The sequence below is a fragment of the Devosia sp. genome, assembly GCF_965229025.1.
Lineage (GTDB): Bacteria > Pseudomonadota > Alphaproteobacteria > Rhizobiales > Devosiaceae > Devosia_A.
Genome location: NZ_OZ245853.1, coordinates 1,299,133 through 1,311,577, shown reverse-complemented (window position 1 = coordinate 1,311,577; position 12,445 = coordinate 1,299,133). Strand labels below are relative to the sequence as shown.

Annotated in this window: 9 protein-coding genes; 1 reads left to right on the top strand and 8 read right to left on the bottom strand. The window is 62.7% G+C overall.

What is annotated here, in order from left to right:
* Positions 1-20 precede the first annotated feature (20 nt).
* The 8 genes from ACO06J_RS06555 to ACO06J_RS06520 all read right to left on the bottom strand — a co-directional run bounded on the left by ACO06J_RS06555 (position 21) and on the right by ACO06J_RS06520 (position 11,622).
* On the bottom strand, positions 21-899 hold the full coding sequence (locus ACO06J_RS06555) for an SMP-30/gluconolactonase/LRE family protein (protein ID WP_421759903.1): 879 nt from the start codon (positions 897-899) through the stop codon (positions 21-23).
* A complete protein-coding gene (locus ACO06J_RS06550; protein WP_421759902.1) occupies positions 896-1,507 on the bottom strand; it encodes a 2-dehydro-3-deoxy-6-phosphogalactonate aldolase in 612 nt (203 codons plus the stop codon). Before ACO06J_RS06550 ends, ACO06J_RS06555 begins: the two co-directional genes overlap by 4 nt.
* A gap of 3 nt (positions 1,508-1,510) precedes the next feature.
* Positions 1,511-2,419, bottom strand: coding sequence for a 2-dehydro-3-deoxygalactonokinase (locus tag ACO06J_RS06545; RefSeq protein ID WP_421759901.1), 909 nt, complete (start codon positions 2,417-2,419; stop codon positions 1,511-1,513).
* A gap of 160 nt (positions 2,420-2,579) precedes the next feature.
* Complete coding sequence (gene lexA / locus ACO06J_RS06540) at positions 2,580-3,311, bottom strand: transcriptional repressor LexA (protein ID WP_421759900.1); 732 nt, start codon at positions 3,309-3,311, stop codon at positions 2,580-2,582.
* 127 nt (positions 3,312-3,438) lie between these two features.
* Positions 3,439-4,860: a hypothetical protein gene (locus ACO06J_RS06535; RefSeq protein ID WP_421759899.1), complete on the bottom strand. Its 1,422-nt coding sequence runs from the start codon at positions 4,858-4,860 to the stop codon at positions 3,439-3,441.
* Positions 4,861-4,887: 27 nt separating this feature from the next.
* On the bottom strand, positions 4,888-7,956 hold the full coding sequence (locus ACO06J_RS06530; RefSeq protein WP_421759898.1) for a fused MFS/spermidine synthase: 3,069 nt from the start codon (positions 7,954-7,956) through the stop codon (positions 4,888-4,890).
* Between the two features lie 205 nt (positions 7,957-8,161).
* The gene (locus ACO06J_RS06525; protein WP_421759897.1) at positions 8,162-10,234 is read right to left on the bottom strand and encodes a hypothetical protein; all 2,073 of its coding nucleotides are present in this window, start codon (positions 10,232-10,234) and stop codon (positions 8,162-8,164) included.
* 212 nt (positions 10,235-10,446) lie between these two features.
* Positions 10,447-11,622 carry a hypothetical protein gene (locus ACO06J_RS06520; RefSeq protein WP_421759896.1) on the bottom strand — a complete coding sequence of 392 codons (1,176 nt, stop codon included), beginning with the start codon at positions 11,620-11,622 and terminating at the stop codon, positions 10,447-10,449.
* A 220-nt stretch (positions 11,623-11,842) separates the two neighbouring features.
* Here ACO06J_RS06520 and ACO06J_RS06515 point away from each other — a divergent pair, with 220 nt between their 5' ends.
* The gene (locus tag ACO06J_RS06515; protein ID WP_421759895.1) at positions 11,843-12,445 is read left to right on the top strand and encodes a hypothetical protein; all 603 of its coding nucleotides are present in this window, start codon (positions 11,843-11,845) and stop codon (positions 12,443-12,445) included.

The window sequence follows — 12,445 nt, the reverse complement described above, 5'->3', positions numbered from 1 at the left end:
AATCAAGGTTAACGGCGCATTCAGAGTTTGACCATCGGCTCCGGCAGGCCCGGCACATCGAGGTCAATGGCATAGACGCTGCCAGCAGTCGGCTCTTTTTCCAGCTGCTCTGGCGTCATGTGTTCGCGTGCCGTGGTGATAAACATCGTCTTGTAGTCCTTGCCACCAAAGGCAGGGCAGCTCGGCTGGCTCACGGGCAGCTCGACAATCTTGTCGATGCTGCCGTCGGGAGCATGCCGAACCACACAGGACGCGCCCCACCGGGCACTCCACAAAAAGCCCGCGGAATCAACGACAGCGCCATCCGGGCCACCACGTCCAACCGTCGATGCAAACTCCGTCCAAGCTCCAACCGGTAAACCCGTGTCCGGATCTGTCGGGCAACTCAGGATTTTCGACGTCATCGTGTCCGCGAAATAGGCGATCTTGCCGTCCGGCGAAAAACAAATGGAATTGGGAATGGTGATATCGTCGATCAGCGGCTCCAGTACGCCACTCTTGAAGCGATAGACCGCACCCGCGCCCGTATCCCCACCGCCGCGACGGCTCATCGTACCGATCCAGAACCCACCCGAGCGATCCACCCGGCTGTCATTGCTGCGATTGCCCGGCACGTCCGGCTCGATGTCGACGATCGTCGTCGATTGATCCGTGCGGAAATCATAGCGGAGGAGGGCACCCGCCTGCACAACCGCCAGCGTATCCTTGTCGATCACTGCCGCGGCACTGACAAAGTCCTTGAACGTGATGCGGTCGACAATGTGCCCCTGGTCGTTAGCGCTCAGCAGCGTGCAGTTGAGAATGTCGAACCAGAACAGCCGGCCCAGCAGCGGATGCCAGAATGGCCCCTCGCCAAGCTCGCACCGGCTATCGCAAAAGAGTTCAGCCTTGAGGTTCATTTGCCTTTTCCCTGATCATAGGCGGCAACTGCTGCCACTGCGCGGCCCGCGACGTCAGCCGCGGTCATACCCGGCTTATAGATAAAAGTCCCGAGCCCAAACCCGGCACAACCCGCAGCAAAATACTCGCCAAAATTGTCAGGGCTGGCGCCGCCCACGGCATAGAGCGGCACGCTGGGCGGCAGCACCGCCTTCATCGCCTTGATCCCCTTAGGTCCCAGCACCTCGGCAGGAAAGAACTTGAGCCCGGTCGCACCTGCCCGGACGGCGGAGAAAGCGTCGCTCGGGCTGAACACGCCCGGATACGAGGCCATCCCGCGCTGCTTCGTCCGCACGATAACTGCAGGGTTGGTATCGGGCGAAACGACAAAGACACCGCCCGCATCCGCGACCGTATCGACATCTTCGACCGACAGCACCGTGCCGGCGCCGACATCGGCACGGCCTGCAAACGCCTTGGCCGCGTCCGCAATGGAGCGCAATGCTTCAGGTGAGTTGAGCGGCACTTCGATCAACGTGATGCCGGCAGATACCAGTGCCTCGCATACGGCGATGGTCTCGGGCGGGGTGATCCCGCGCAGAATGGCGATGAGGTGGCGATGGTCCATGGTCTATCCCTGCCTTGCGGCCTTGAGGCCGGCCAGTGTCGCATCAGTAGCGTCCACGATCCGGCTGCTGATTCCGATGCGCCGGAAAGCGCGCTGATAAAGTTTAGAGATGGCGACACTGCCCACCAACGGGATCTCGGTCGAGCCGATCCAGTCGCGATGCCCGCCAATCTCCGCACCGATGAGCAGGCCCGAAAGGAACCCGGCACACCACGGCGCGGTCCGTCCGGACAGCAGGGCTCCAGCCCTGACTTTGAACAGCAACCCCGTCAGCCTGTCCGGCCGATCAAGCCCGAGATCAAGCCCCGCCTCAAAGCCTGTGTCGCGATCCGGCCCCTCAAGCTCACCCTGCAGTGAGTGGCGCAGAACCGAGTGGGTCTTCAGCACCTCATAGATTTCGCCGGTCATGGCGCTCGAAAACCGCGTCAGGCGCGAGCCCTCGAGCAGGGCCCACTTGCTGTGGGTGCCGGGCATGACGACAAGGCCGTCAAAACCCGGACGCAACGCCGCGAGACCGAGCAGTTGCGTCTCCTCGCCCCGCATCACGTCCTCAGCGCCAACGTCGCGCAGGCAAATGCCCGGTAAAATCCGCGGACGAATGGTGCTTCCCGGCATCGCGGGAGCGACCGCGCCAGCGGCAAGGTGAGTGAGCTCGGAAGGAGCATCGAGATATGGCGCCTCGAGCCAGCCCTGGCGCGCTCCGGCCATGCCGCAGATCAGCGCATCGACCGGATGATCGACAGCATCCGCCAGCAATTCTGTCAGCACCGCGGGGTACTGGTCGGGCGTCAGTTTGCCCATTCCCTGGGGCGAGGCGCGTGAAAACACGGCATTGCCGTCCGCGTCGATCCCCCAGGCCCGCAGATTGGAGGTGCCCCAATCGACGGCAACCCACTCCACCCCGTTCGTCACATCCCGCTCCTAAAATACGCTTCCCTGCGGCGGCGCGGATTCTAACGCCTTTATCCAGCACACCCTAGCCAGAATCTGTATGGCGCATTGCTGTTTTCAAAGAAAAGGAGCCGACCCAACCGGATCGGCTCCCAAATCTCCATCGATGACCCGATGCGCCTCAGTACTTGCGCAAGAGACCCACGAGCCGTCCCTGCACCTTCACCCGGTCGGGCGGGAAGATACGGGTCTCGTAGGCCGGATTGGCCGCTTCCAGCGCGATCGAGTTGCCCTTGCGCCGCAGGCGCTTGAGCGTTGCTTCCTCGTCATCGACCAGTGCCACGACGATCTCGCCGGTGCTCGCCGCATCCTGCCGCTTGATCAACACGGTGTCGCCGTCGAAAATCCCGGCGTCGATCATCGAGTCACCGCGCACTTCGAGTGCATAGTGCTCGCCAGCCCCCAGCATCTCCGGCGGGATCATGATGGTGTGGCTATGCGACTGGATGGCCTCGATCGGCGTACCCGCCGCGATACGCCCCATCACCGGCACGCTCACCGAGCGGCCATGTTCGCTGCCGCCCTGCTGCGCAGAAGCCCCCGCGGCGCGCGACGGTGGGGCCGCCACCCGGCCCAGATTGCCTTCGATCACACTCGGCTCAAAGCGTGCCTTGCGGCCGCCAAGCGACGGATTCATCGAATCAGGAAGCTTGATCACTTCCAGTGCCCGCGCCCTGTTGGGCAGGCGGCGGATGAAGCCGCGCTCTTCCAGCGCAGTGATCAACCGGTGAATCCCGGACTTGGAGCGCAGATCCAGCGCGTCCTTCATTTCGTCAAAGGAGGGGGGAATCCCCGACTCCTTCATGCGCTCGTGAATGAACATGAGCAGTTCGTGTTGCTTGCGCGTCAGCATGGCAGGCCCCGCTGGGAGAATCGGAACAAAGACTGAACGTTGTTGTATCCGTTCCAGTTATGTTCTGCAACAGCGGGGTAAAGATTGGGTTTATGCGACCCTATCCAGCCGTGCCGCCACCCTCCGCTCAGTGCGGAGCCGCCCAGTATGCCGCCAGCGCCCGCAGTGTTCCCGGGCCCGGATCGCCATCGACTTTACCCTTGTAATGTCCCGCGTCAGCCAGCTTTTGCTGCAACACCTTCAGCGTCTCCTTGCTGTACTCGGCAAGGCCGGCAGTCGCAGCGTCCCCGGCAGGACCGGCCGGATCGGACAGCAGCAGGTCTGTCGCTGAAGCCTCCGGCGCGTAGAGCTTCCCCGCCTTGTCCTCGAGCCGCGATCGGTAATAGCGAGCGTAGATGCTCTCACCACCATCAATAGCTGCAGTGTAATATCCGATCGCCTTATCCGCATCAGCCGGCACCCCATTGCCGGCCTCATAGATATACGCCAGCCCCAGTGCCGCTCCGCTGCTGCCCTTGTCGTCTGCCAGCTCAAACCAGTTGCGGGCTGAGTCGTAGTCTTTGGCCTCGCCGTAAAGGAACTCGTAGCCCAGGTCCGTCATCGCGCTGACATAGTCGGCGCGCGCAGCGCGCCGCAGCCAGTCGCGATAGGCGCTCTGGTCCGCAGCAAGTTCGGCGGTACCCGTCTTGTAGTCGAGCGCGAGGTCATACATGGCCTTGGGCTCTCCCAAATCGGCGGACTTCTTCAGCCAGGTGAGCCGTTCTGCCCCGCTCGTCCGTTCCGAAAGCGCCAGCATTGCCTCACGGCTTCCGCGCTTGGCCATCAGGTCGAATACAGCCGCATCGGCAGTCGCGTTTCCGTGACGGCTATAAAACCGGCCCAGCTCGACGCCTGCCGTATTGCTACCCGCCGCCACCCCCTTCATCAGTGCCTGCTCGATCTGGCCATGCGGCACTGTCTCAGGATACTCAGCATCGAGCCTGCCGAGCAGCGACCATGCCTGTCTCGACCCCGCCAGCCCCGCCTTCAGCAGCAGCGTCGCCGTTTCAGGAGTGATCTCATTGGCATCGATCGATTGACTGAGCGCATCGACCAGCCCTGTCGGATCGCCAAGGTCGCTGGCCTCTTCATAGTGCAAAAGCGCCGCCTGGGCGTCTCGCGCCACGCCTAGTCCTTGTGCATGGACGTTGCCAAGCGCCAGTTCCGCTGCGGCATAGCCACCGGCAGCGGCCTTGGTCAGTTCGACGATCGCTGCGCTGTAATAGCCAAGCGCCAGGTTGGCCCGTCCATAGAGGTAGACCAGTTGCTCGTTGTCCGGCTCAGTCTGCTGCGCAACGTCACACGCGGTAACGGCTGCGTCAGTCACTGAAGCGGCTGGCACCCCTGGATAGCCGTCCGGCCTTTGCCGATCCTGTGGATCGGCCGCCAGCGTGTAGCAGAGCACCGCCGCGAGATTGTCTTTTGCCTTTTCCGCAGAAACCGCGGGAAATGGCGAGGCGGCCAATAGCATGGAGAGCGAAGCAAAGCAGGCAGAACGAAGTGCGGTCATGGCGTCGGGCTCCTCAGAGCTAACTATTTATTGCGGCTGGATCGATGCGATGGTGGTGTTCAACTGCTTCAGCGACTCATGATCCGGCGCTAGCAGTTGCAGCAAATCCCGCAGCCGCTGTGCCATTGTGGCATCACCGGCCTTCGCAGCTTTGGTCGCAATGTCGGCGTATCGCTTGGCGAGGGCGGCCGTCGCCGATGCCAAAGCCGTCGAGGCCTTATCGATTGCGGCGTCGGTTCCCTCGAGGCTCTGATACCTTAGTAGGGCACGCAGCACCGGTAGCCGGGCGCTCGCCGGCGGATCGATCGCCTGCAGTTCGAGGCCCGCCTTCAGCGGATCGGTCTGCGCCACGCCCAGCAGGTACCACATGCGCTCTTCACCCGTCGCGAGGCTATGCTGTGCCAGCGCCGACCAGTCCTGGCTGACGAACGCCAGCCGCGCCTCCATGGTACGCCGGACCGCCGGCGCTTCGATCTGCGCAATGATCGGTTTTGCATCCTGCGCAAGACCGGCATCCAGCAGCGCACCTGCCTGCTTGAGCCGTATCTCGGCCGGCCAGTCGCTTCGCGTTGCATAAAGCTGAGCTGCAGATGCCAAATCGTCCATGGCGATCAGCCTGCCATACTCTGCCACAGCGCCCATTTGCGGATCGATTGCGGCCAGTTGGGCGTTGACCAGCTTCGCACGGTCATACCTCTCCCATCCGTTGAAGTAGTTGCTCAGCCGCACCAGCTTCCGCGTATCAGCACCAATGTAGGGCGTTATGTCGAAGCTGGAATTCTGCCTGATGAACCCATAGGGGTCCTCGTCTCCGGTCGCGTCGCCCGTCAGCGCCGACAGCCGCACTTCAGATAGTATGTTGGTATCCCGATTGGGCGTGGCGTCGGCCGTTGCCGTAACCGCCTCGTTACGCGACATGGCGAAGAACCAGAGCACGTCCTGAGTCGTAAAGATGCCGCTCGACTCCAGTCGCTGCCGCACTGCCGGTCGCGCCAGGATTTCGTCGATCTTTTCATAGTCAAACGTCAGCGGCCCGGTCGAGCCGATCATGATCAGGTCCTTGGCGTTGTTATTGGCAAGCACCAGCCCATCCGGAAACACGGTGTAAAACGCCTTGAGCAGCGCCTTCAGCGTTGTGGCGTCCATCTGGAACAGGTTGATCCACTGCGAGAACACACCCCCTTCGTTCAGTCGGCTGCGCGCCACCGACCAGAATTCCTGCGTAAACACATTCGCCGAACCTGAAAGCCACGGGTGCGATGGCTGCGACACGATGATGTCGTAGGTGGTCGGCTGCACCAGCAGAGTATTGCGCGCGTCATTGAACTCGAGCGAGACGCGCGGATCATCGAGCGCGGTTGCAGGGCCGTCCTTGATCGTCCGCACCGCATCGACCACAGCCGGCTCGAGCTCCACAACATGGATCTTTTCGAGCCCGGTCAGCGTCAGAGCTGTCGTCGAAATGCCGCCCCCGAAACCGAGCATGAATGCTGACTTCGCATCTGGACGCAGCAGATACGGGACCAGTCCCAGGAGGGCTTCGGTGGTCAGCAGGTTGTTCGAGTTGGTCAGGCTGATCTGAGATTCGTTCAGGCCGTTGTTCTGCAGCCGGGCGTTCTTGCCGTCATAGGAAACCAGCGTAATGACACCGGCCTTGCCCTCCTTGAGGAACATGAAGTCGCCCGCCTTGCCGTCACGCGAGCTGTCGTCGTAGCCCACAGAGGCCACCAGGGCCTTGAAATCCAGGTGCCCGAGCAACTGATTGCCCGCAAGCACCAGCACCACCAGCGCCGGCATAGCAAAGCGCCGCACCCGCTGCAGTCCTTCACCGCCCCAAACCAGCGGGAGCAACGCAACACCAACGGCGACGCCAGTCAGCAGCGCGTCAGTGCCGAATACCGGGATGCTCCAGAACCCGGCAAGCACTGCACCAGCAATGCTGGCAAGAGTGTTGATCGCGTAGGCTTCACCGACGCGCTTCCGCACGCCCGACACGTCGCCGCAATAGAGCTTGAGATTGATCGGGAACAACATGCCGAATACGAATGTCGGCGGAAAAATCAGTACCAGCACGATCGCCAGCCGCACCAGGTGATCCGAGGTTCCTTCGATGCCCAGTACGTTGAGCGCACCTTGCACCGGCGGCAGCAGGCTGAGGCCTGCGCGGGCCAGCACCAGCGTCGCCGCCAGCGCCAGCAGACCGCCAGCCATGAAAAGTCGAGGCCGGGCAATGCGGTCGATGAACGTTCCGATCACCCATGCTCCGATAGCAATACCGGCGAGAAACACCGTCAGAATGGCCGAAAGCCCATAGATGGTGCTGCCGGTGAACATCGCCAGATACTTGGTCCACCCAACCTGGGCAGCCACGGAAGCAAAACCCGTTGCAACCAGGGTCGCCGCTGCTCGCCAGCGCATGCCGGCATCGTGGGCCCGTGCGATGGGCAACGGGGCTTCGGCGCCTTCAACTTGAGGCTCGAGTATCGAAACCGGCCGCAGCGGAGCCGCAAAATTCGCAATTATTGCGCCGACCACGACAATCGCATTCAGGGTCGCCGCCGCGTAAATCGCCCCATCGAGCCCCCAGGCAGGGATGACGACAAATCCCGACAGTCCAGCTCCAAGAACTGCGCCGAAAGTGTTGAAGCCATAGAGCTGGCTGATCCGCGTGCCGACATGCTCTTTGGTACGGATCAGAACCGCCGCCATCACCGGAAAGGTCGCGCCCATTGCAGTCGTCGGGATGACCAGGAGCGCGGCAGAAATTGCAAACTTGAGCCAAAGCTCAGTGCCCGCCGCTGGGATCAGGGCCATGACGCCGTCGAGGTTAAGCAGGATAGGCAATAGGGCCAGCCCGCTAAGCCCAATAACGGTTTCCAGTAGCGCATAGGGCAGCAGGCTGTTGATCCGGTTGCGCGTCAGTCGCTCCGCGAGAAAGCTGCCAAGGGCTAGGCCGAAGAAGAAGGCCGCAAGCACCGTGCTGATCGAAGCGCTCGTCGACCCCAGGCTCAGCCCGATCAGCCGTACCCAAGCAACCTGATATGTCAGGCTGGCGATACCGGAGAGGACCAGAAACCCTGCGCTAAAGTAAAACACCGCGACACTCCGCAATTGTATCCAGCAGTCCAGGGCTTGCGATCAGCTCTGCACGCAAACCGAGTTGCTGGCATTACTAGTCCGGCGACGTCTCGGGTAAAGTCTTGCTTCAGATCGAGGTAAATCGGCATCGTTAATACCGGCAGAAACGAAAACTCCCGGGATTTCTCCCGGGAGTCTAACTGTTCGTGAGCGCAGGGGGCGACTACATGCCCATGCCGGTCATGCCGCCACCAGGCGTTCCGCCGCCAGGTGTGCCACCGCCGCCGGGAGTACCGCCGCCCTCCATACCGCTTGGGCCGCCCTCCATGCCGCCAGGACCACCAGTCATACCGCCGCCGTTGCCGCCGCCGTTGCCGCCGCCGTTGCCGCCGCCATTGCCGCCGCCATTGCCGCCGCCATTGCCGCCGCCGTTGCCGCCGCCATTGCCGCCGCCGTTGCCGCCGCCGTTGCCGCCGCCGTTGCCGCCGCCGTTGCCGCCGCCGTTGCCGCCGCCATTGCCGCCGCCATTGCCGCCGCCATTGCCGCCGCCGTTGCCGCCGCCATTGCCGCCGCCGTTGCCGCCGCCGTTGCCGCCGCCGTTGCCGCCGCCGTTGCCGCCGCCGTTACCGCCGCCATTGCCGCCGCCATTGCCGCCGCCGTTGCCGCCGCCATTGCCGCCGCCGTTGCCGCCGCCGTTACCGCCGCCGTTACCGCCGCCGTTACCGCCGCCGTTACCGCCGCCGTTGCCGCCGCCGTTACCGCCGCCATTGCCGCCGCCGTTACCGCCGCCATTGCCGCCGCCATTGCCGCCGCCGTTACCGCCGCCGTTACCGCCGCCGTTACCGCCGCCATTGCCGCCGCCATTGCCGCCGCCGTTGCCGGAGGGGCCCATGGCCATTCCGTCCATGCCGCCAGGACCACCGGTCATCCCGCCGCCATTGCCGCCACCATTACCGGGGCTCATGCCGTCCGGGCCCATGCCCATGCCGTCATCGCCACCGTTGCCGGGGCCCATGCCGTCGGGACCCATGCCCATGCCGTCATCGCCGCCGTTACCGGGGCCCATGCCGTCGGGGCCCATGCCCATGCCGTCATCGCCACCGTTGCCGGGGCCCATGCCGTCGGGGCCCATGCCCATGCCGTCATCGCCGCCGTTACCGGGGCCCATGCCGTCATCGCCACCGTTGCCGGGGCCCATGCCGTCGGGGCCCATGCCCATGCCGTCATCGCCACCGTTGCCGGGGCCCATGCCGTCGGGGCCCATGCCCATGCCGTCATCGCCACCGTTACCGGGGCCCATGCCGTCGGGGCCCATGCCCATGCCGTCATTGCCGCCGTTGCCGGGGCCCATGCCGTCGGGACCCATGCCCATGCCGTCATCGCCGCCGTTACCGGGGCCCATGCCGTCGGGGCCCATGCCCATGCCGTCATCGCCACCGTTGCCGGGGCCCATGCCGTCGGGACCCATGCCCATGCCGTCATCGCCGCCGTTACCGGGGCCCATGCCGTCGGGACCCATGCCCATGCCGTCATCGCCACCGTTGCCGGGGCCCATGCCGTCGGGGCCCATACCCATGCCGTCGGGGCCCATACCCATGCCATCGGGGCCCATACCCATGCCATCGGGGCCCATGCCCATACCCATGCCGTCGTCCGGGCAGTCGTCATCATCGTCATGGGGGCCCATGCCCATGCCCATGCCGCCGCCGTTACCGCCGCCGTTACCGCCGCCATTGCCGCCGCCGTTGCCGCCGCCGTTGCCGCCGCCGTTGCCGCCGCCATTGCCGCCGCCGTTGCCGCCGCCGTTGCCGCCGCCGTTGCCGCCGCCGTTGCCGCCGCCGTTGCCGCTCGGAGGCACGCCACCCCCGCTTGTTGCCGGGCTACCATCAAAGTCTGTGGCAAGGATCGAAGCAGTACGGACGCCCGTGCACATCGCATCAGCGATATCAAGGATCTGCTGATGCAGGACCGCCGTGCTGGTTCCAGTGGCCAGAATCCTGACACCTTCCGCTGCATTTTCGCAGATGCGCAGCGTCACGTGCGGAGTTGACCCAAGTTCAGCGATATTGGCGACCATGGCCGAAATCTCAGCGTCATTCGCGACTGAGATCGGCTTGCCGAGAATATATTCAGAAGCAATACCCGGGCAGGCAACGCCATATGGAACGTCCGGGCAGGAGGCCGAAACCTGGGCCACCGTAACTGTTTGCTGTGCGACGGCGGGGAGGGTTGATAACAACGTCCCCGAACTGGCGAAGAGAAGCAGGCCCCGCATGAGGCCACTACGAACACGCATCACTATCACTCCCTGCGAAACTAAACGCTACGCCGCAATTAACGATTGTTTAAACATGCCCAAAAATTCTTGACAAGAACGGGATCGCCAGAATCGGGCCAAGAGTCGATCACAAATTGGGCTAAATCGCTGCTTGCAACGAGCAAACAGAAAGAAAAACGCGCCGGGTCCAACGACCAGGCGCGCTCACATAAGTGTTTTATTTCAGTACTTTAGGGGGCAGTTACCACTCTGAGATCATCGCAAACGAACTGCCAATAGTGAGCTGTCGAGAACTCCACTCGCGTCACTCCAGAAATATTCGGCGCATAGTAAATTGGCGTCAATGCAGAGAGATGAATATGGTCGATATACGCCAGTTGATCGCTGCGATACGCTCGGATGTTCAGCGTTTCGCCTTCTGCAGAAGTCCAACCGACACCGAAATACCCACCTTCAAATGTGAATGGTAAGTCGTTCGCAATAAACGCTGGGTGACCCGAGCCGCCATACGCGACGAAGTCCCCTGAGGTCGTGGTGTTGATATAGCCTTCTCCACCATAATATTCCTGCTGCACGGCCACAAAGTTACGCCATTGCACCCCGGCGTAGCCCGAGGGAACCTTGTCCACGGCAATAAAGTCCATGCCCTCGAAGGTGGCCACACTTGGTGCTGCAACTGGCACTGGCGCATTGGTCAGGACGCCGAGATATACGGGTGCATCAGCAACGGTAACGCGCCTTTCGATCGGCCCTGAACCATCGTCAAAGCCCAAGATCCATTCGCCGGGCGACGCGTGAAAGCTGAACTGTCCTGTCTTGTCGGTGAACGCTTGGCCCACCGTTCCGTCGGGCGCCGTGACCTTGATTTCCGTGTCTGCGAGGCCGTTTACCCCTGCCTCGATTGGACCGGTACCAGGGGAGGCCAGAAACCCGGAGACGGTCAGCGCTGAGGTAATGCCCACCGGGATAGGTGGGGTTGTCGCAAACATATCGGCGGGCGCGCCTGTAAGCAGTTCAAATGCAGACTGTTGCACCGCATTGCCACTGCTGATCACCGTTCCAGGCGGCGGCATCACCTCAAACTGGTAAGTCCCCACGCTGGTGACTTCCATATCCTGCTGCGTTGCCGACATCCGAAAATTCGCAAATCCGTTGATGTTGGAGCGCGACAGCTGCGTCTTGCCGGCCCCCGTCATCTGCACTGCAACACCAGCGAGTGGGCGGTCACCAATGTCATAGGTGCCATTGGCGTTCAGGTCACGATAGATGAACACCGAGATGTTCAGCTCGCCGCCATACGTTTTGTCCCATGTCGCCTGAGGGTAATAGTCGCTCTCGGCGCCAAGACCAGACGAACTGATCAGGCAGGCCATGCCCACCAATGCACTTGCAATACTTATACGCATGGAAGTCCCACCACTTGATATATTGGAATAAGGGTGCAACGTCCGCCGTTCGTTCGCAACTCTCCGACAAATGTTTGGTTAGCACCGAGACGGAAGCTGCGGGTGTTTACCCTGTCTCGTAACCCTAAAGTCGAGAAGTCCTGCCCGAGCACTAACCCTCAGGTGCCTCGCCCTATCCATCATGGTAAGTGAGGCCCTAACAAGTTTTGAGGACGACCCGATGGTACGGCCGAGTAAGGGGCTTATGTTCATTGCCCTGGCAATGATGTTTTCCGCAGCGTCAGCGAGCGCGCAGGCAGCCGACATGGCCGCCACCACGCCGCTGCCAGCATCCGCAGACGTCGCCACGCTCAGCCACGCCTACCTCGACCGCAAGGCCGTCCTGCTGCAACTGCGCGTGCACTTTGATACGATTGAGCAAGACGACGCGGCACAGATTCTGGCGCAAGACGCCAAGGCTATCGCCAAGCAGGGCCCGAGCCTCGAAGCCTCCTCGCAACTCGACACCGATCTGCTCGCCGAGGGCAGCTACTACATTGTTTCGCTGAAGTATCTGATCGAGGCCGGCGGCGCCGTTTGGCCCACCGATCGCGCGGAAGCCACATATGTGAACGATGCCCTCGCGCGGCTGAACGATTTGCAGGCGCAGTTGGTAGCATCAGTAGCCGACGGCACCGACCCGCTGGCTGTGTTTCTCGCCCTCGATGGCGTCAACGCCTGGACCGAAGGCTACACCGACGTCCCAGCCGATCTCGATTTCTTCTCTGGCCGCGATGCCTTGGTCGACGCAGCTCTCGAAGCCGCCAAGCCGGTCGGCACCTAA